Genomic DNA, 18,800 nt, shown 5'->3' with positions numbered 1-18,800 from the left:
GGTGATACCACGAGCTTTTTCTTCTGGTGCGTTATCGATCTGGTCGAAAGCACGAGCAGCACCGCCGTAGGTTTTAGCCAGTACGGTAGTGATTGCAGCGGTCAGCGTTGTTTTACCATGGTCAACGTGGCCGATAGTACCGACGTTAACGTGCGGTTTTGTACGTTCAAACTTTTCTTTAGACATCGATTGTCCCTCTAAGACACGGATAAATCGGTGATATCACCACATCAACCAGGCGAAAATGCCTGAACTGTTGAATACATTTACATTGAAACAGAGAGAAAGGGAGGGAGAAGTGAAGTGGTGCTGATACCCAGAGTCGAACTGGGGACCTCACCCTTACCAAGGGTGCGCTCTACCAACTGAGCCATATCAGCACGTATTGGAGCGGGCAGCGGGAATCGAACCCGCATCATCAGCTTGGAAGGCTGAGGTAATAGCCATTATACGATGCCCGCATCCTGAAACTCGGCTACCCAGTTCTTTCTGTAACAAAAAAAGAGATTTCTCTCTTTTCTGTTCGAGCTGGTCAATTTTTCCAACCAGCTCCGGCGGCGTTGACGCTGCCAGAAAGTGGTGGTGGGGGAAGGATTCGAACCTTCGAAGTCTGTGACGGCAGATTTACAGTCTGCTCCCTTTGGCCGCTCGGGAACCCCACCGGACTTGATGGTGCCGACTACCGGAATCGAACTGGTGACCTACTGATTACAAGTCAGTTGCTCTACCTACTGAGCTAAGTCGGCATCAAGTAGCGCGCATTCTATGGAGACCTGCGCAGTCATGCAACTAAAAAATTGCATAAAACGTTCTTTCGCTCACATTTTATTCGAAACCAGGGCTAACCGCTGTAAATTCATCCGCTCACGGTTAAAAATTCAACATGAACGCCTGATTTCGGCACGCTATAGCCCCAGGTGATGCCTGCCCGGTTAAGCATCGCTTTCCCATATTTTTTCTTATTATTCCTCTCATCTGGTGTTAACCTCCTGCCCATTGTCCAAAATTAACTATGTGATGAGCCCGCACCCGCCGTTTCGTGATGGTTCACAGAAGCATGCTTATGAGCAAAAAAGAGCAAACGTTAATGACGCCCTATCTTCAGTTTAACCGTAGCCAGTGGGCAGCCCTGCGTGACTCCGTCCCTATGACACTGACGGAAGGTGAAATCGCACGGCTAAAAGGGATAAACGAAGATCTCTCCCTGGAAGAGGTGGCAGAAATCTATCTCCCCCTCTCTCGCTTGCTTAACTTCTATATCAGCTCCAATTTGCGTCGTCAGGCCGTACTGGAACAATTCCTCGGCACGAACGGTCAACGTATTCCTTATATCATCAGTATTGCGGGTAGCGTGGCAGTGGGTAAAAGTACCACCGCGCGCGTGCTACAGGCGCTGCTGAGCCGCTGGCCGGAACACCGCAGCGTGGAGCTGATCACCACCGACGGCTTCCTGCATCCCAACGAGGTGTTAAAAGAACGCGGTCTGATGAAAAAGAAGGGCTTCCCGCTCTCTTATGATATGCACCGCCTGGTAAAGTTTGTCTCTGATTTAAAATCAGGCGTACCTCACGTCACCGCGCCGGTTTACTCGCATCTGATCTACGACCGCATCCCGGACGGCGACAAAACGGTTGTGCAGCCCGACATCCTGATTCTGGAAGGCTTAAACGTCCTGCAAAGCGGGATGGATTACCCTCACGATCCGCATCATGTGTTTGTCTCTGACTTTGTCGATTTCTCAATTTATGTCGATGCGCCGGAAGATTTGCTGCAACGCTGGTATATCAACCGCTTCCTGAAGTTCCGCGAAGGGGCGTTCACCGACCCGGATTCCTACTTCCACAACTACGCCCAGCTCTCTGAAGAAGAGGCTATCAGCGTGGCGACCGGGCTGTGGAATGAGATCAACTACGTCAACCTCAAAGAGAACATCCTGCCGACTCGCGAACGTGCAAGCCTGATCCTCACCAAGAGTGAGAAACACGCCGTCGACCAGATTCGTTTACGGAAGTAGATCTCAGACGTAAAAAAACCGGCTTAGCGCCGGTTTTTTTATTTATGCCTGCGGCTTTTCGCCGTTTTCATCCTGATCGACCGCGAAGCAGGCCACCAGCTGTCCGCCATAATCCTTCAGTTGTGGCTGCAACTGCGTGCACGGACCGAAGCGGCGACGGCAGCGGGCGTTGAACGCACATCCCGGCGGCGGGTTCAGCGGGCTTGGCAACTCGCCGGTCAGCTTGATGCGCTCACGGCGGTCATCCGGGTTCAGCCGCGGCGTCGCAGACAGCAGCGCCTGGGTATACGGATGACGCGGGTTAGTAAAGATCTGATCTTTCGTCCCCTTCTCCACGCAGCGTCCCAGATACATCACCATCACCTCATCGGCAATGTGCTCAACCACGGACAGGTCATGGGAGATGAAGACGTACGACAGCCCAAGATCCTGCTGTAAATCCATCATCAGGTTAAGCACCTGCGCACGAACGGACACATCAAGCGCTGAGACCGGCTCATCGGCAATCACCACGTCCGGGTCAAGCATCAACCCACGGGCGATGGCAATACGCTGACGCTGACCGCCAGAGAACATATGCGGGTAGCGATCGTAATGCTCGGTTTTAAGCCCTACTTTCGCCATCATCGCCAGCGCTTTTTCACGACGCTGCTCTTTGCTCAGATTACTGTTAATCAGCAGCGGCTCTTCCAGAATTTGCCCGACTTTCTTCCGCGGATTCAGAGAGCCGTACGGGTTCTGGAATACGATCTGGATTTTCTGGCGGCGCAGCTTCTGCGCCTGCGGATCGTGCTTGAGCAGATCCTGTCCCTGATAGTAAAGCTCGCCGCCGGTTGGCGTTTCGATCATCGTCAGCAGACGGCCCAGCGTGGATTTCCCACAGCCCGACTCCCCGACGACCGCCAGCGTTTTACCGCGTTCAAGGCTGAAGGAGACGCCGTCCAGCGCTTTTACCAGGCGCTCGGGGGCAAAAATCCCCTTCTTCACCGGGTAATGTTTTTTCAGGTCGATAGCCTGCAACAGCGGCTGTTGCGTGGTGGCCTCGTGCGTACTCATAGTGTTGGCCTCCCGGCATCATCGAGTGGGTAGTGGCATTTTGACTGCCGACCATCGGCCAGCAGATTCAGCTCTGGCTCCTCGGCGCGGCATTTATCCGTCGCATACGGGCAGCGCGGATTCAGCAGGCAGCCCTGCGGACGGTCATATTTACCCGGAACCACGCCCGGCAACGACGCCAGACGCGCTTTGTCCTGGGCAAACTCCGGCAGCGCACGCAGCAATGCCTGCGTATACGGATGACGCGGCGCGCGGAAGATATCGTGCGAACTTCCGGTCTCCACCACCTGACCCGCGTACATCACGATGATTTTGTGTGCCGCTTCCGCCACCAGCGCCAGGTCGTGCGTAATCAGCACCAGCGCCATATTCTCTTTCTGCTGCAACTCCAGCAGCAGCTCGATGATTTGCGCCTGGATGGTCACGTCCAGCGCGGTAGTTGGTTCATCCGCAATCAGCAGTTTTGGTCGACAGGCAATCGCCATGGCGATCATCACGCGCTGGCTCATGCCGCCGGAAAGCTGATGCGGGTAAACGTCCAGACGCGATGCCGGGTCAGGTATCCCCACCTGGTTCAGCAGATCGATAGCACGCTGGCGACGGGTTTTCTTGTTACCACCCTGATGCACCTTAATGGCTTCCATAATCTGGAAACCCACGGTGTAGCACGGGTTCAGGCTGGTCATGGGATCCTGGAAGATCATCGCCACTTCCGCGCCCACCAGCTGGCGGCGCTGTTTTTCGGAAATGCGCTTCAGATCCTGACCGTTGAACTCCAGATTTTCCGCCATCACGCGTCCGGGGTAGTCAATCAGCCCCATAATCGCCAGCGAACTCACTGACTTACCGGAGCCCGACTCTCCTACAATCCCGACCACTTCGCCCTGATTAACGCTGTAGCTGATGCGGTCCACGGCGCGAAACGGTGTGCCTTCGTCGCCAAAGTGCACGGATAATTTATCTACATTTAATAACGCCATCTCGTGCCTCTTACTGCTTCAGTTTGGGATCAAGTGCATCACGCAGACCGTCACCCATCAGGTTAAATGCCAGCACCGTCAGCAGAATCGCCAGACCCGGGAAGGTGACGACCCACCAGGCGCTTTGCGCGAACTGCAACACGTCGGAGAGCATGGTGCCCCACTCCGGTGTTGGCGGCTGCGCACCCATGCCAAGGAAGCCAAGAGCGGCCATATCAAGAATGGCGTTAGAGAAACCGAGCGACGCCTGAACGATCAGCGGCGCAAGGCAGTTTGGGAAGATATTGATAAACATCTGACGCATCGCACCGGCACCCGCCACGCGAGAGGCGGTAACGTAGTCGCGGTTCACTTCCACCAGCACCGCCGCACGGGTCAGACGCACGTAATGCGGTAGCGCAACAAACGTCAGCGCAAGCGCGGCGTTACCAATCGACGGACCAAAGATCGCCACCAGCACCAGCGCCAGCAGCAGGCTTGGCAATGCCAGCATAATGTCGACGACGCGCATGATGATGTTATCAACAATGCCGCCGAAGTAGCCTGCCACCAGGCCGAGTACGATCCCCATGATCAGCGACAGTACGACAACGAGGCAGCCAACCAGCAGCGACAGGCGTGCGCCGTACATCAGGCGCGACAGCACATCGCGGCCCACGTCGTCGGTGCCCAGCAGGTGCGTCAGGCTTCCGCCGTCCTGCCATGCAGGAGGTGCCAGCAGCGCATCGCGGAACTGATCAGCCGGGTTATACGGCGCAAGGAAGTTCGCAAACACCGCAATCAGGATCATGATGGAAACATACACCAGCCCGACGACCGCGCCTTTGTTGCGCTTGAAGTAGTGCCAGAACTCCTGCATCGGCGTCATTGGCACCGGTGCGGTGACCACTTTATTTTGAGTAACTTGTGACATGATGGCCCCTTACTTCTTATGACGAATACGCGGGTTCACCACGCCGTACAGCAAATCGACCAGCAGGTTGACGAGGATAATCATCGTCGCGACCAGCAGTACACCGCCCTGCACAACCGGATAGTCACGGCGTTGCAGCGCATCAATCAGCCAGCGTCCAAGACCCGGCCAGGAGAAGATGGTTTCGGTCAGGATCGCCCCCGCCAGCAGCGTACCGACCTGCAAACCGATAACGGTCACCACCGGCAGCATAGCGTTACGCAGGGCATGAATGATGATGACGCGCATACGGGTCAGGCCTTTAGCGCGGGCAGTACGAATATAATCCTCGCCCAGCACTTCCAGCATGGAGGAACGGGTCATACGCACGATCACCGCCAGAGGGATGGTGCCCAGCACCATTGCAGGCAGGATCATGTGCGCAACCGCATCAATGAAGTTGCCCTCTTCGCCCCAGATCGCCGTATCAATCAGCATAAAGCCGGTTAACGGGTTGGTGTCGTCAAGGAAAACCATATCGCTGACGCGTCCGGAGACCGGCGTCAGGTTCCACTGCACCGAGACCAGCATGATCAGCATCATGCCCCACCAGAAGATAGGCATGGAGTAGCCGGTCAGTGCCAGGCCAACAGCGGTGTGGTCGAAAATAGAGCCACGCTTAACGGCAGCCAGTACGCCAACGGGGATCCCTACCGCGGTCGCGAAGATCATGGCGCAGATACCGAGTTCCAGCGTCGCTTTAAAGCGCGGCACGAACTCGTCCCACACCGGAAGACGGCTTTTCAGTGAAATCCCTAAATCGCCGTGCAACACGCCCCAGATATAGTGGAGATACTGCTGCCACATCGGCTTATCAAGGCCGAGTTCAGCCAGCAGTTGCGCATGACGTTCAGGGGAGATACCACGCTCGCCTGCCATAATCATTACCGGGTCACCCGGGATCATATGGACGAAGGCAAAAGTGAGAAGGGTGATACCGATAAACGTCGGGATAACCAGTCCCAGACGTCGGAGGATGAACTGCAACATAACCCGGATTCTCTCTGATGACGCACGCCCAGTGGCATGACGTCTGTATTGCTCACAAATGTAAATTTCCTCTCCCTGTGGAAGAGGGTTAGGGTGAGGGGGGGCATGCACGACCCTCACCCCTGCCCTCTCCCAAAGGGAGAGGGAGAACACCCTACTTATTATTCAACAGACACGTTTTCGAAGTGGTGTTTGCCCAGTGGATCGACCACGTAGCCCTTCACTTCTTTACGCACTGGCTCGTACACGGTGGAGTGAGCAACAATCAGCGCCGGAGCCTGATCGTGCATGACAACCTGAGCTTGCTTGTACAGTTCGATACGTTTGTTGTGATCGTCGGTCGCACGCGCCGGCTGGATCAGATCTTCAAACGGCTTGTAGCACCAGCGAGAGTAGTTGGAACCGTCTTTCGCTGCCGCACAGCTGAACAGGGTCGCGAAGAAGTTGTCCGGATCCCCGTTGTCGCCGGTCCAGCCCATCATGACCGCCTGGTGTTCGCCCGCTTTGGCGCGCTTCAGGTACTCGCCCCACTCGTAGGTCACAATCTTGGCCTGTACGCCAATCTTCGCCCAGTCAGCCTGAACCATTTCCGCCATACGACGTGCGTTCGGGTTGTAAGGACGCTGTACCGGCATCGCCCACAGCTCGACGGTGAAGCCTTTGTCCTGGCCCGCTTCTTTCAGCAGCGCTTTCGCTTTCTCAGGATCGTAGGTGTAGTCCTTAATGTCGTCGTTATAGCCCCACATGGTTGGTGGGATCAGGTTCTTGGCCGCAACGCCCGCGCCCTGGTAAACGGCTTTGATGATCGCTTCTTTGTTCACCGCGTAAGTCAGCGCCTGGCGCACTTTCACGTCATCGAACGGTTTCTTCTCGGTGTTGAAGGAGAGATAACCCACGTTCAGGCCCGCCTGCTCCAGCAGGTTGATATTTTTGTCCTGCTTCATGCGCGCGATGTCAGCCGGGTTTGGATACGGCATCACCTGACATTCGTTTTTCTGCAATTTTGCGTAACGCACGGATGCGTCAGGCGTGATGGAGAAGACCAGGCGGTCGATCTGCGGCTTGGTGCCCCAGTAGCCCGGGAAGGCTTTATACAGAATACGGGAATCTTTCTGGTACTGAAGCAGCTGGAACGGGCCGGTACCGATTGGGTTCAGGTCCACTTTTTCCGGGGTGCCGGCTTTCAGCATGTTGTCCGCGTACTCTTTAGAGAGAATCGAGGCGAAGTCCATCGCCAGGTCAGCCAGGAATGGCGCTTCCGGACGCGTCAGTACAAACTGAACGGTTTTATCGTCCACTTTTTTCACTTCAGCGATCAGGTCTGGCAGACCCATCCCTTCGAAGTATTCATAGCTGCCGCCAGACACTTTATGGTACGGGTTCTGGGCATTTTTCTGACGGTCGAAGGAGAACACAACGTCGTCGGCGTTAAAGTCGCGCGTAGGTTTAAATTCTTTGCTGTCCTGCCACTTCACGCCCTGGCGCAGGTGGAAGGTATAGGTTTTACCGTCTTCGCTGATATCCCACTTTTCAGCCAGGCCAGGAATTACTTCCGTGGTGCCGGTTTTAAATTCAACCAGACGGTTATAGATCGGTACAGAGCTTGCGTCGTAAGTCGTACCAGAGGTAAAGAGCTGTGGGTTAAAGCCTTCCGGAGAGCCTTCAGAACAGTAAACCAGGGTTTTTGCCTGTACGCTTGCTGCAACGGTCATGGCCACCAGGCTCAGACCAAGCTTCAGCATCCCTGACTTCTTCAAGGAAATACTCATTATTGTGCTCCAATGTGATGTTTTGCTTTGTTGTGTTACGCCGCCTGACCTTTATTTATTTTTTACCCGGTCCGGTCGGTGATGCCCGAAGGCGTTAAAAGGGATAGAGAATCCTTTCAGAAGAGCGTTTGAGTTGCAGCGCAGATCCTCCCTGAAATGCCCCTCGTGCCCTACAATCTGTCAACAGAATGTGAAAACGTCAATACAGGTGGCGGGGATTTACGTGGAGTGTGAGAAACCGCAAACAAAGATTAAAAAAACCCTGACCGTGAGTTTTCAGCAGAGAAATTTATGCTACTCGCCATGATGCAGCACAATTATCTTCATATTTCGCAACACTCAGTGATTAAGTTTTATTCAGAATGGGTAAATTTTCTTACAGAATGGTGATTATCTGAGCACTAAATACCGCGAACGTTAAAACGCACAGCGAAAAATGCTGAGGTTATCCATAAGCAACGCGAAAAAAGATCAAACTATATATAAAAAAATACAATGGATTATGTCACAAAACCGCAAGCAGGCAGGGGGAAGCAGGGCTAAGGGGTATTTTGAGGACTCGTGCGGGGTAACGCGTTAATGCAAAAAGGGCTAACCTTGCGGTTAGCCCTTTTTAGAATGTGGTCGGCGAGAGAGGATTCGAACCTCCGACCCACTGGTCCCAAACCAGTTGCGCTACCAAGCTGCGCTACTCGCCGAATGCGGAGCGCATCTTACTGCTGAGGTGCGCCCCCGTCAATCCCTTATTTTCAAAAAGCCATTCAACTGGCGATATTCTCGCCAGACCAGCTACTGCGCGGCTTTTGTGGTGTTATCAGGGAGTTTACACCAGTTGTTGTTTTCGTTAATCCCACCGTTCGGTGAGGTATAGCCGAGACAACCCATAATGGTGTCGTACAGCTCAACGTGACGGCGCGGTACCTTGATCTCTGCCTGCTGTTTCAGATGGGCAAACATTTTGGCTTTGTCCGGGTTTTCCAGATACTTATCCGACATCCACATGATCATCGGCACGCGGAACTGCTCAGGCGGGGCCAGCTTACGCGGCGTGCCGTGTAAATGCTCTTTCTCGTTGATGGACTCGCCGTGGTCGGCCGCGTAAATCACAATCGCTTTCTTATCGCGAAGCTGGTCGATCACCCGGCTGAGGAAGGTATCCACATACAGAATCGAGTTATCATAGGCATTGATCAGCTCCTGCTTGCTACAGTTCTTGTTAATGCCGACGCACTCAGGCGTCCATTTAGCGAAATCGCGCGTGTAACGCTGATAGTAGCTGTAATGTGACCCTTTGGTATGCAGAACAATAAGGTGCTTACCCTGCGGATGGTTTTTCAGCGACTGTTCCATCTCAGAGAGCAGCAGCATGTCATCAACGTTCTTTCCGCGGTTACGCGGCTCGGCGCCAATCTGTTCGCGGTAAGCGATGTTATCCGCCATGGTGTTGGTGTAGAACCACATCTCACTTTGCATGGCGAACAGATCGGAGCTAAATCCAAGCTGCTTCAGAACAGCAAACACGTTTTGCTCTTTGAGAGTGCGCTGAGGATTATCACTCGCACCGCCCTCACGAACAAACATACAGCGCAACGAGAGCTTCGTGGCGGTATCGCAGGAGTAGCCGCGGTATGCCACCAGGTTCTTTTCCTGCGCCAGTTTCGGGGTGGTATCGCGGTCATAACCGAGAATACCCATATGATCCCAGCGCGTCGTTTCGCCGATAACGAAGACCACGTAAGTATCATCCAGCCCGTCAGCCGGAGCCTGGTAGGTGAACTTTTTGGTCGGGTTAATCAGCGATTTCACATCGCTGGATTCGTCCGCCTGGGCCCAGGCATAAAGACCTAACGCCGACAGCCAGTTAGACGGCAGATACGAGTTAGCCACCACGCCGCCATAGCTTGGCATATCTACGCCTGTCGCTTTTTCGATCCGTTTTTGCTGTTTTTCCATCAGACGAATAGGCGCCCATACCAGCAGACCCGCCAGAAGAACGACGGCGACGTTACGAATGCGTTGCCCACGGGTACGCAGCTGGCGTAACAGGGTATAGCGACAGGTATTACTCCAGATAAAGAAGAGCGGGATCAGGCAGGTCAAAATCGTCCACATGATGAACCCTTGTCCCACCACCTCTTTCGAGAGGTCGATGTCCGTGGTCATCACCGAGGCCACAATACCGTAGCCAATGACTACGTTCATGAATGTCATGTAATAGCTTGCGGCGGCAGAGATAATCACCACCAGCGAGGCCAGAACCTGCCATGTACGTCTGCCAAAAAGCGAGAGCAGACGTAGCAGGAAGAAGGTTGCCAGAATTGAGCCAAACACTTCAATCGCGGCGAAAATTCCGTTTCTTACGGTGAGGTGTTCAAAATAACCTTCCACTCTTCTGAACAGCACCGCGCCATTCAGAAACAAACCGATATAGACAGCCAGCATCAGACACAATCTTTGCTGGGTAAGAGACCTGATATATTTCATGCAAACAACCCTGGGGGAAGGGGTATAAAGACCCGCCGAATCTCATTGAGAAAGCAGACAGAGTAAGTAGGTGCGAGATAAACCGTTATCAGAAACGTCTACAAGCGCGATAAGTAGACCACAGCGAGGAAGAAAAGTGGCAGCAGAGAATGTGAATCGATGAAAATTTTTACAAAATAACAAGTCCGGAAGTGATATTGCGATAAAAAAAGAGGCCCTGCGGCCCCTTTTTATCGAATCATGCATGCGCTTCTTTATATACCTCGCGCTGCGGCTGACGAATCGTGGTGGACAGTGCCAGTGAAATAATCAGCAAGGCAAATATCACGCAGAATGTCACGTAGAAGCCACCAAACAGCGAGGCAATCAGCGACCCGCAAATACTGCCGATACCGAAGCCGAGATAAATCACACCGTAGTTTTTCGCCAGATTGTTCAGGCCGAAGAACTCGCTCACCAGCGACGGGAAGACGGTAATGGTACCGCCAAAGTTAAAGGCTACGCAGGCTATCGCCGCAAAGAATGTCGCTTCGTTCAGCGGTGCAAACAGCAGCGCCGCCATGCCCACCAGAGAGATGACCTGCCCCAGCGTAATCACGCGGATGCGGGCGATTTTGTCAGACAGGATACCGAGCACCAGACGACCCGAGAGGTTAGCAATGGAGATGACCGTTACCGCGTTCGCCGCCGTCGCCGCGTCCAGTTTTACCATCCCTTGCGCGATATCTTTCGCCACGCCGATGACATACAGACCGCTCATGCAGGCCGTCAGGAACATCACCGCCAGCATCCAGTACTGCGGTTTACGCATGGACTGTGCAAGGGTGAAATCATTCTCCACCACACCGTTAACGGTTTTCACTTCCTGCTGCGGCGCGTCTTTCATCAACGTTGCGCCGAAGAGGATCATCACCAGCACAATCACGCCCCAGATCATAAAGGTTTTCTCAAGCCCCACCGAGGCCAGCAGATGCGCATCGATGAATTTGAAGCCGAGGCTGCCCAGGCCATATGAGCCAATGGCAAACGCGGAGATAAGCCCTTTACGCTCCGGGAACCACTTCACGCAGTTAGACAGCGTCAGCAGGTAACCTGCGCCGTCCGCCAGCCCCACCAGCACCCCGGCGCTCAGCCACAGCATCATCAGGTTGTCGGAATATGCCGTCAGGAAGAAGCCCACGCCCAGCAAGATCCCGGAGGCCATGGTTACACGCTTCACGCCGAAGCGCTCCTGAAGTTTACCCGCCACGGAAGAGGAAATTGCTAACCCAAGACTCAGCAAGCCGAAGGAGAACGCCACCTGGCTTATTGGCGCGCCGAGCTTATCAGACAGGGCGCTGTTAAACAGGCTCCAGGTATAGACCGATCCCAGTGCGAACTGGGTAACGATGGTGCCGAATAGCGTCAGCCAACGCGTGCGGTTATAAGTTGATGTGTTCATGGCAGTGTCCTGCAAGATAAATTAAGGAAATTCGCTGAGGACACGATAAACAAAACCCCATAACGCCAGGGGTAAAATGGCATGAAATGCAGGAGAAACGGAATGAAATGCCTGGAAGCGGGAATGAATGACCTTGCCGGAGAATGAAGCGCTGTCCTGTTAGTGAGTACTATCGCTCCAGACCCCGTCATCATTGTATAAAATATGTTATCGTAGCGTTTAAAAAAATAACAACCTTTAAAATTTGGCGCTCAATCCCAGCGTATATAAATATTCTTCTTCAGCTTGTTGGTTATAGCTGATCTTCGCCCAGGGATGTAAATCACCATACTGCGTATCGACACGCCACCCCAACGAGTTCACGCTGGCATGCCAGAGTGGATCGGTAAGCGACTGCGTGGTGGTTGTATCCTCAAACGCATTCACCGGTACGGGGGGAGCGCCATCAGTGCGCCACGCCATGACGGGCCCGGTGGTGAAATGTCCCGCCACGGGAAAATTCCAGCCAACGCTCAGAACGGTTTCCGCATCTGAACCGGATGGGTCGTTCAGGGCAAACCCCGCAGCATTCTGCGAATGGTTAATACGCTCCGCGAGAATATCTTCATAACGAGGTTGGTGATCGGCGTCCCATGTATAGCGTTCCGTCGTATTACTTTGTGCATCTGAAACGATATATTCCTGTTGCCACGCAAAAGCGGTGTTACAAAAAAGCAGGCAGGCTGAAACACCCACCAGGCCAGAAGCAGCATGGCGACCACTGATTTTTTTTATCATCATCAAAGCGACTCCAGAAAGAGCCGAGTTCGGCGATATATGTCATTGTTCGAAGAGGTATTAGGGCGTATAGCCCTGTATTAACTATTGTCTCTTTAGCAGACACGTCAAGCCGGGCAGATTGAAATTTTTGCGTTTACCGTATCAGGAAGGGAGATGACCTATGCAACGTTGCGGCTGGGTAAGCCAGGATCAGTTTTATATCGATTATCACGACAAGGAATGGGGCGTACCGGAAACCGACGGTAAAAAACTGTTTGAAATGATTTGCCTTGAAGGCCAGCAGGCCGGACTGTCGTGGATCACCGTTCTGAAAAAGCGTGAGAACTATCGCAAAGCCTTCCACCAGTTCGATCCGGTAGCGGTTGCCGCCATGAACGACGAAGACGTGGAAAGGCTGGTTCTGGATACCGGTATCATCCGCCATCGCGGTAAAATTCAGGCCATTATTGGTAACGCGCGTGCTTATCTGGCGATGGAGCAAAACGGCGAACCCTTCTCAGCATTCGTCTGGTCGTTTGTGGATAACGAGCCGAAGGTGACGCAGGCCGCCACGCTTGCAGAGATCCCAACGTCGACCCCCGCCTCAGATGCCCTGTCGAAAGCGCTGAAAAAACGCGGCTTTAAGTTTGTGGGCACCACCATCTGTTACTCCTTTATGCAGGCCTGCGGGCTGATCAATGACCACATTACGGGCTGCTTCTGCCATCCGGAGGGCCACCATGATCCGCAAATGGCAAAGTGAGGACACTGCTCCGCTTTTGAGTCTGTGGCTGGAGAGCACCACCGAGGCGCATCCGTTTATCGACGCAAGTTACTGGCAAGCGAATGAAGCGGTAGTGCGGGATGAATACCTTCCCGCCGCCGAGACCTGGGTCTGGGAAGAAAACGGTACCCTGTGCGGTTTTATCAGCGTCATGCAGTTCCAGTTCGTGGGGGCGTTGTTTATCGCCCCGGCGTTCATCGGAAAGGGGATCGGGCGTGCGCTGCTGAACCACGTTCAGCAGCACTATCCGTATTTAACTCTGGAGGTGTATCAGAAAAACGTGCGGGCGGTGAATTTCTATCATGCTCAGGGTTTTCGCATCGAAGACAGCGCCTGGCAGGATGATACCCAACACCCGACGTGGATCATGAGCTGGCAGGCGGATCAAACGCCGTAAGGGTAAGCGCCGGTCCCTCATATTTCTCCACCCATGCCAGCGCCGTATTCCCCGCGCAGCCATTCCCCAGCTTCGAGCTGGGGAGATCTTTGGTCAGCACGTTTACGGCGCCGTTCTTACAAATACCGCCCTCGTCCAGCGCCAGATCAGGCCATGCGCCCTGATGAATGCAGAAAACGCCAGGGCGGATCCCGTCACTCACCACGGCACCTGCCAGCACCTGCCCGCGCGCGTTCCAGACCCGAACGAGGTCGCCGTGGTTAATCCCCCGCGCCTTTGCGTCATCGCTGTTCAGCGCAATCGGCTCACGACCCGCCACCGCATACTGCTCGCGCAGAGCCGAATAGTTGAGCTGGCTGTGCAGACGATGGGCGGGATGGGCAGACAGCAGCTGAAGCTGCCCCGGCTGCGCATTGCCATGCCATTCGTCCGGCTCCAGCCACGCCGGATGTGGCGGACAGTCCGCGTAGCCAAAGCTGGCGATGCGTTCGCTGTAGATCACAATCTTCCCGCTTTCGGTTTTTAGCGGGTGATTCTCCGGATCGCGACGGAAGTCAGCAAAGCGCACAAACCGCGCATTCTGCTCGCTTTCCGGCATTTCGAAGAGTTGATTCGCCTCCCAGAACTCAGCGAATGGCGGCAGCGTCACGCCCTGCGCAGCCCCACGCTGGCTGGCAATCTGGTAAAACGTTTCCAGCCATTGCAGATCGGTTTTGCCCTCGGTGAAACGCTCCCGACCGCCCGCTTCCCACATTTCACTCAGGTCGGCAAAGACATCAAAATCATCCCGCGCTTCATCCCGGGGAGCCACGACGCGCTTCATCGGCACCATATGCTGATTACTGTAATCCCCCGTCATGGTGAGATCGTTACGCTCGAACGAGGTCGTGGCGGGCAAAACGATATCGGCATGTTTCGCTGACGCGGTCCAGAAGCACTCCGAGATCACCACCAGCTCCGGTTTCTGCCAGGCGCGGATCAGGCGGTTAGTATCCTGGTGATGGGTGAAGTTGGCCCCACCCGCCCACCAGACAAACTTAATATCCGGGAAATGCCGATCCTGGCCGTTGTGCTGATAAAACCCGCCTGGGTTCTCCAGGGCTTCAACAATGCGTGCCACCGGAATTTTATCTACCGCGTCCACGCCACCCTGCACTGAGCCCTGCATGGACGCCAGCACCGCCGCTTTTCGCGTCGGGTTGCCGCCGTTAGCAAAGTGATAGGAAAGCCCAAAACCGCCGCCGGGTGTGCCAATCTGCCCGAGCATCGCGGCGAGCGTCACCAGCATCCAGTGCTTCTGCTCGCCAAACTGCTGGCGCTGCATCCCCCAGCCGGACATGAGCATCGTGACACGGCTATGGAATAACGTCGCCAGTTCGCGGATTTTAACGGCATCAACGCCGCAAATCGCCGCAGCCCACTCTGCGGTTTTGGCGATACCGTCGGTTTGTCCCGTCAGGTAGTCGGCAAATTTATCGAAGCCCGTGGTGCAGCGCGCCAGAAATTCCGTATCGTGCCAGCCGTTCTCCACCAGGGTATGGGCGATACCCAGCATCATCGCCACGTCGGTGCCCATATGCGGCGCGATCCACTCGGCGCTGTCGCCGAAGAAATCCAGCGTTTCAGAACGCATCGGATCGATACAGATGATGCGCTTGCCGCTTTTGCGCAGCGCATCAAAGTAGGAAACGCCCTGCTCGTCGGACGCATTCCAGGCAATTTTCAGGGTGTTGAGCGGGTTGGCGCTCCAGAGCACCACCACCTCCGTATGTTCCAGCACCAGCGGCCAGCTGGTCTGCTGCTGATAAACCTCATTCCCGCCCACCACATACGGCATGATCGCCTGCGCCGCGCCGGTCGAATAATCACCCAGATGGCCGGTGTATCCTCCGGCCAGGCTCATATAGCGTTGCAGCAGGGTGGAAGCCTTATGCAGCACGCCGTTCGAGCGCCAGCCATAGGAGCCGGCAAAAATAGACGACGGGCCATAGCTGGCGCGAATGCGTTTATGCTGGGTATGGATCAGCGCCAGCGCGTCGTCCCAGCTCACGCGAACGAACTCATCCTGCCCGCGAATACCCTGCGGCTTATCCGGTGACGCCAGAAAGCCTTTACGCACCATCGGCCAGCGGACGCGGGTTTTGCTGTGTACCTGATCGCGAACGACGGTCTGTAAAGAGTTGAGATGGCGCGAAGGCAAAGCCCCGCGAGACGACAGCACAGTGTCGCCATCGGTTTCGACCAGCATCGGCCCCCAGTGGGCGGCGGTCAGAATGGTTTTTGTTGAGGTGCTCAAAGCGTGCGCTCCTGGTTGCGTGCAGGTGTTTCGGCCTTTCATTGAGGCAATTTATCGTTTGTGACAAATTTCAGAGTTATACACTGAATTTTCTCCGTATCCGGACGTCATAATCCACTGCCACGTCCGTCGTGGCAAAGAATAAAAAGGATTAAGGAAATAAGATGAAAAAACGCGTACTCGTTATTGCCGCTCTGGTGAGCGGCGCACTGGCTGTTTCAGGCTGCACAACCAACCCTTACACCGGCGAACGCGAAGCGGGCAAATCCGGCATTGGCGCGGGTATTGGTTCCCTGGTGGGCGCTGGCGTTGGCGTACTCTCCTCCTCCAAGAAAGATCGCGGCAAAGGTGCGCTGATTGGCGCAGCGGCAGGCGCAGCCCTGGGCGGCGGCGTGGGTTATTACATGGATGTGCAGGAAGCAAAACTGCGTGACAAAATGAAAGGTACGGGCGTGAGCGTGACGCGCAGCGGTGACAACATCATCCTGAACATGCCAAACAACGTGACCTTTGACAGCAGCAGCGCGACGCTGAAACCCGCAGGCGCGAACACCCTGACCGGCGTGGCCGCGGTGCTGAAAGAGTACAATAAAACCGCCGTGAACGTGATTGGTTACACCGACAGTACCGGCAGCCAGGATCTGAACATGCGTCTGTCGCAGCAGCGCGCCGATTCCGTGGCCAGCTCGCTGATCGCCCAGGGCGTTGAAGCGAACCGCATCCGCACCAGCGGCATGGGTCCGGCTAACCCGATCGCCAGCAACAGCACGGCGGAAGGCAAAGCGCAGAACCGCCGCGTTGAGATTACGTTGAGTCCTTTGCAGTAGGTAAAAGCAAAACGGCAACCCCGTTGCCGTTTTTAGTGTTTGCGCCCTCTCCCGTGGGAGAGGGTTGGGGTGAAGGCATCAGACCGCAACCTCCGGTAAGCGAAGCCGCCACCCGGCAAATAGCTTGATTCGCCAGATTTTCCCGCTAAGGTATTCTCACTAAATTCAGGGAAATCAGCGATGATCAAACCAACCCGGGCCACCATCAGCGACGTGGCGAAAGCCGCCAAAACCGGTAAAACCAGCATTTCACGCTACCTCAACGGCGAGAAACACCTGCTTTCCGATGCGCTGCTGGCGCGAATCGAACAGGCCATTGCCGATCTCGACTACCGTCCCAGCCTGATGGCGCGCGGTCTCAAGCGGGGTCGCACTCGTCTGATTGGCCTTATCATCGCCGATATCACCAACCCCTATTCCGTTAACGTCCTCAGCGGCATCGAAGCGGCGTGCCGTGAGAAAGGCTTTACCCCGCTGGTCTGTAACACCAATAACGAGGTTGATCAGGAGCTGCATTATCTCGATCTGCTGCGCAGCTATCAGGTGGAAGGGATTGTGGTGAATGCCGTCGGGATGCGCGAAGAGGGGCTAAATCGCCTGCAACAATCTTCTCTGCCGATGGTGCTTATTGACCGCAAAATCCCGGAATTTGCCTGCGATGTGGTCGGGCTGGATAACACCCAGGCGGCCACCACCGCCACAGAGCACCTGATTGAACAGGGCTTCGAAGCCATTCTGTTCCTGAGCGAACCGCTGGGCATGGTTAACACCCGCCGCGACCGCCTGGCTGCATTTCGTGCCACGCTGGCGCGATATCCGGGCGTGATCGCCGAGAATGCCGAAATCCCCCTGCATGAAGCCGGGCAGCTGGATAATACCCTGCGCCAGTTCCATACCCGCCATCGGGGAATGCGCAAAGCGGTGATCTCCGCGAACGGGGCGCTGACGCTTCAGGTTGCCCGCTCGCTTAAACGCATTGGCCTGCACTGGGGCAGCGACATCGGCTTACTCGGCTTTGATGAACTGGAATGGGCAGAACTGGCTGGCGTAGGCATCACCACCCTCAAACAACCCACCTGGCAGATCGGCTATGCCGCGGTTGAACAAGTGGTTCGCCGCATTGAAGGCACCCGCGACGCCGTACGCGAGCAGGTTTTTTCCGGCGAACTGATCGTTCGCGGCTCTACTGCCCGTTAATTTCCCCTTCGTGACAGCGATCATAAATTCAGCATCCCGATCTTTTCTTTGGAACCGGTTCCATCTAGCGTAATACTATCGATTACGCTCTGGAGTCAGGAAATGAGCAGGAAAATTATGGTGGTCACCGCCGCGTATGGCGCGGACCAGGTGCGACAGGCAGGCGGTCAACGGGCGATGCTTCCCGTTATTGCCGGCGCAGGGGCTGATGGCGTTGAAATCCGCCGCGAGCTCTTCAGCAACGACGAGTTAATGGCCCTGCCTGCGCTCGGCGAGTCCATTGAACTGCTGGGTTTACTGGCGTGCTACTCCGCCCCGGCCCCCCTGTTTATGCCCGATGGCACCCTCAACCCGGATCTCCCGCGCTACCTTAGCGAAGCCAGCGCCCTGAACGCGCTGTGGCTTAAAGTCTCGCTGGGTCATTTCAGCGGCAAACAACCCCTTGAAGCCCTGCGCGCACTGCTGGATGAAAGCGGCATGACGCTGGTGGTGGAAAACGACCAGACCGACTGCGGGCAGCTCGCGCCGATGCAGCGCTTCAAAGCCGCCTGCCGGGTAATGGCGCTGCCGGTCACGCTGACGTTCGATATGGGCAACTGGCTGTGGGTTGGCGACTCCCCGGAAGAGGCTGCACGTCAGCTGGCTCCCGCCGTGAGCTATATTCATGTGAAGGTCGCAGTCCCACATAAGGCGCAGTTCCGCGCCGTCGCGCCGGATCAGGCCGATTCTCGCTGGCGGGATCTGCTTAATCAGCTGCCTGCCGATGCGCCACGCGGCATCGAATTTCCGCTGGAAGGGACGGATCTCACCGCCGTCACCCGCCATTACGTCAACCTGCTGCGCGAGGAGTAAAC

General features: G+C 55.3%; 16 protein-coding genes and 5 tRNA genes. 6 read left to right on the top strand and 15 right to left on the bottom strand.

Annotated features, from left to right (window positions below):
• The 5 genes from ACNQ0W_RS05110 to ACNQ0W_RS05090 all read right to left on the bottom strand — a co-directional run.
• The coding region (locus tag ACNQ0W_RS05110; protein ID WP_016506124.1) for a GTP-binding protein at positions 1-186 on the bottom strand (186 nt) is incomplete at its 3' end.
• Positions 187-304: 118 nt separating this feature from the next.
• Positions 305-380 (bottom strand) — tRNA-Thr (locus ACNQ0W_RS05105).
• Positions 381-386: 6 nt separating this feature from the next.
• Positions 387-461: transfer RNA gene (locus ACNQ0W_RS05100), tRNA-Gly, on the bottom strand.
• Positions 462-577: 116 nt separating this feature from the next.
• A tRNA-Tyr gene (locus ACNQ0W_RS05095) sits at positions 578-662 on the bottom strand.
• 8 nt (positions 663-670) lie between these two features.
• A tRNA-Thr gene (locus ACNQ0W_RS05090) sits at positions 671-746 on the bottom strand.
• Positions 747-1,063: 317 nt separating this feature from the next.
• Between ACNQ0W_RS05090 and coaA the strand changes: the two genes are divergently transcribed.
• The gene (gene coaA / locus ACNQ0W_RS05085; protein ID WP_015569977.1) at positions 1,064-2,014 is read left to right on the top strand and encodes a type I pantothenate kinase; all 951 of its coding nucleotides are present in this window, start codon (positions 1,064-1,066) and stop codon (positions 2,012-2,014) included.
• 42 nt (positions 2,015-2,056) lie between these two features.
• On the opposite strand, the gene dppF is transcribed toward coaA, so the two are convergent.
• The 9 genes from dppF to ACNQ0W_RS05040 form a co-directional block, all read right to left on the bottom strand.
• A complete protein-coding gene (gene dppF / locus ACNQ0W_RS05080) occupies positions 2,057-3,070 on the bottom strand; it encodes a dipeptide ABC transporter ATP-binding subunit DppF (protein WP_017383568.1) in 1,014 nt (337 codons plus the stop codon).
• Positions 3,067-4,050 (bottom strand): dipeptide ABC transporter ATP-binding protein, encoded by a 984-nt coding sequence (gene dppD, locus ACNQ0W_RS05075; protein ID WP_045333501.1) that lies wholly within the window; start codon positions 4,048-4,050, stop codon positions 3,067-3,069. Before dppD ends, dppF begins: the two co-directional genes overlap by 4 nt.
• A gap of 10 nt (positions 4,051-4,060) precedes the next feature.
• On the bottom strand, positions 4,061-4,963 hold the full coding sequence (gene dppC, locus ACNQ0W_RS05070) for a dipeptide ABC transporter permease DppC (RefSeq protein ID WP_017383569.1): 903 nt from the start codon (positions 4,961-4,963) through the stop codon (positions 4,061-4,063).
• 9 nt (positions 4,964-4,972) lie between these two features.
• A complete protein-coding gene (dppB, locus tag ACNQ0W_RS05065) occupies positions 4,973-5,992 on the bottom strand; it encodes a dipeptide ABC transporter permease DppB (RefSeq protein ID WP_006810536.1) in 1,020 nt (339 codons plus the stop codon).
• A 161-nt stretch (positions 5,993-6,153) separates the two neighbouring features.
• Positions 6,154-7,761 carry a dipeptide ABC transporter periplasmic-binding protein DppA gene (gene dppA / locus ACNQ0W_RS05060; RefSeq protein ID WP_003860756.1) on the bottom strand — a complete coding sequence of 536 codons (1,608 nt, stop codon included), beginning with the start codon at positions 7,759-7,761 and terminating at the stop codon, positions 6,154-6,156.
• A gap of 621 nt (positions 7,762-8,382) precedes the next feature.
• A tRNA-Pro gene (locus ACNQ0W_RS05055) sits at positions 8,383-8,459 on the bottom strand.
• A gap of 91 nt (positions 8,460-8,550) precedes the next feature.
• Positions 8,551-10,245 carry a kdo(2)-lipid A phosphoethanolamine 7''-transferase gene (eptB, locus tag ACNQ0W_RS05050; protein WP_017383570.1) on the bottom strand — a complete coding sequence of 565 codons (1,695 nt, stop codon included), beginning with the start codon at positions 10,243-10,245 and terminating at the stop codon, positions 8,551-8,553.
• A gap of 238 nt (positions 10,246-10,483) precedes the next feature.
• Positions 10,484-11,686 carry an MFS transporter gene (locus ACNQ0W_RS05045; RefSeq protein WP_023295746.1) on the bottom strand — a complete coding sequence of 401 codons (1,203 nt, stop codon included), beginning with the start codon at positions 11,684-11,686 and terminating at the stop codon, positions 10,484-10,486.
• Positions 11,687-11,923: 237 nt separating this feature from the next.
• Positions 11,924-12,466, bottom strand: a complete 543-nt coding sequence (locus ACNQ0W_RS05040) for a hypothetical protein (RefSeq protein ID WP_062933156.1) — start codon at positions 12,464-12,466, stop codon at positions 11,924-11,926.
• A 160-nt stretch (positions 12,467-12,626) separates the two neighbouring features.
• On the opposite strand from ACNQ0W_RS05040, the gene tag reads away from it, so the two are divergent.
• Entirely contained in the window at positions 12,627-13,208 is a 582-nt protein-coding gene (gene tag / locus ACNQ0W_RS05035; RefSeq protein ID WP_062933155.1) for a DNA-3-methyladenine glycosylase I, read from the top strand.
• Positions 13,186-13,626: an N-acetyltransferase gene (locus ACNQ0W_RS05030; protein ID WP_015569985.1), complete on the top strand. Its 441-nt coding sequence runs from the start codon at positions 13,186-13,188 to the stop codon at positions 13,624-13,626. The genes tag and ACNQ0W_RS05030 overlap by 23 nt, the downstream gene beginning before the upstream one ends.
• On the opposite strand, the gene ACNQ0W_RS05025 is transcribed toward ACNQ0W_RS05030, so the two are convergent.
• Positions 13,595-15,964, bottom strand: coding sequence for a molybdopterin guanine dinucleotide-containing S/N-oxide reductase (locus ACNQ0W_RS05025; RefSeq protein ID WP_062933154.1), 2,370 nt, complete (start codon positions 15,962-15,964; stop codon positions 13,595-13,597). The two genes, ACNQ0W_RS05030 and ACNQ0W_RS05025, sit on opposite strands and share 32 nt — an antisense overlap.
• Positions 15,965-16,086: 122 nt before the next feature.
• Here ACNQ0W_RS05025 and ACNQ0W_RS05020 point away from each other — a divergent pair, with 122 nt between their 5' ends.
• From ACNQ0W_RS05020 to ACNQ0W_RS05010, 3 genes are all read left to right on the top strand, one after another.
• The gene (locus ACNQ0W_RS05020; protein ID WP_062933153.1) at positions 16,087-16,749 is read left to right on the top strand and encodes an OmpA family lipoprotein; all 663 of its coding nucleotides are present in this window, start codon (positions 16,087-16,089) and stop codon (positions 16,747-16,749) included.
• Positions 16,750-16,929: 180 nt separating this feature from the next.
• On the top strand, positions 16,930-17,946 hold the full coding sequence (locus ACNQ0W_RS05015) for a LacI family DNA-binding transcriptional regulator (protein WP_015569988.1): 1,017 nt from the start codon (positions 16,930-16,932) through the stop codon (positions 17,944-17,946).
• A gap of 102 nt (positions 17,947-18,048) precedes the next feature.
• Positions 18,049-18,798: a sugar phosphate isomerase/epimerase family protein gene (locus ACNQ0W_RS05010; RefSeq protein ID WP_062933152.1), complete on the top strand. Its 750-nt coding sequence runs from the start codon at positions 18,049-18,051 to the stop codon at positions 18,796-18,798.
• Positions 18,799-18,800 lie beyond the last annotated feature (2 nt).

The organism is Enterobacter cloacae complex sp. 6730903, assembly GCF_048283985.1.
Lineage (GTDB): Bacteria > Pseudomonadota > Gammaproteobacteria > Enterobacterales > Enterobacteriaceae > Enterobacter > Enterobacter hormaechei_C.
This window is presented reverse-complemented; position numbering and strand designations above follow the sequence as displayed.

What these genes read in the sequence shown, in the direction of transcription:
- dppA (WP_003860756.1), bottom strand. Translation starts at nt 7,761, where the DNA reads ATGAGTATTTCCTTGAAGAAGTCAGGGATGCTGAAGCTTGGTCTGAGC.
- ACNQ0W_RS05045 (WP_023295746.1), bottom strand. Translation starts at nt 11,686, where the DNA reads ATGAACACATCAACTTATAACCGCACGCGTTGGCTGACGCTATTCGGC.
- ACNQ0W_RS05030 (WP_015569985.1), top strand. Translation starts at nt 13,186, where the DNA reads ATGATCCGCAAATGGCAAAGTGAGGACACTGCTCCGCTTTTGAGTCTG.
- dppD (WP_045333501.1), bottom strand. Translation starts at nt 4,050, where the DNA reads ATGGCGTTATTAAATGTAGATAAATTATCCGTGCACTTTGGCGACGAA.
- ACNQ0W_RS05015 (WP_015569988.1), top strand. Translation starts at nt 16,930, where the DNA reads ATGATCAAACCAACCCGGGCCACCATCAGCGACGTGGCGAAAGCCGCC.
- ACNQ0W_RS05020 (WP_062933153.1), top strand. Translation starts at nt 16,087, where the DNA reads ATGAAAAAACGCGTACTCGTTATTGCCGCTCTGGTGAGCGGCGCACTG.
- ACNQ0W_RS05010 (WP_062933152.1), top strand. Translation starts at nt 18,049, where the DNA reads ATGAGCAGGAAAATTATGGTGGTCACCGCCGCGTATGGCGCGGACCAG.
- dppF (WP_017383568.1), bottom strand. Translation starts at nt 3,070, where the DNA reads ATGAGTACGCACGAGGCCACCACGCAACAGCCGCTGTTGCAGGCTATC.
- tag (WP_062933155.1), top strand. Translation starts at nt 12,627, where the DNA reads ATGCAACGTTGCGGCTGGGTAAGCCAGGATCAGTTTTATATCGATTAT.
- coaA (WP_015569977.1), top strand. Translation starts at nt 1,064, where the DNA reads ATGAGCAAAAAAGAGCAAACGTTAATGACGCCCTATCTTCAGTTTAAC.
- ACNQ0W_RS05025 (WP_062933154.1), bottom strand. Translation starts at nt 15,964, where the DNA reads ATGAAAGGCCGAAACACCTGCACGCAACCAGGAGCGCACGCTTTGAGC.
- dppC (WP_017383569.1), bottom strand. Translation starts at nt 4,963, where the DNA reads ATGTCACAAGTTACTCAAAATAAAGTGGTCACCGCACCGGTGCCAATG.
- dppB (WP_006810536.1), bottom strand. Translation starts at nt 5,992, where the DNA reads ATGTTGCAGTTCATCCTCCGACGTCTGGGACTGGTTATCCCGACGTTT.
- eptB (WP_017383570.1), bottom strand. Translation starts at nt 10,245, where the DNA reads ATGAAATATATCAGGTCTCTTACCCAGCAAAGATTGTGTCTGATGCTG.
- ACNQ0W_RS05040 (WP_062933156.1), bottom strand. Translation starts at nt 12,466, where the DNA reads ATGATGATAAAAAAAATCAGTGGTCGCCATGCTGCTTCTGGCCTGGTG.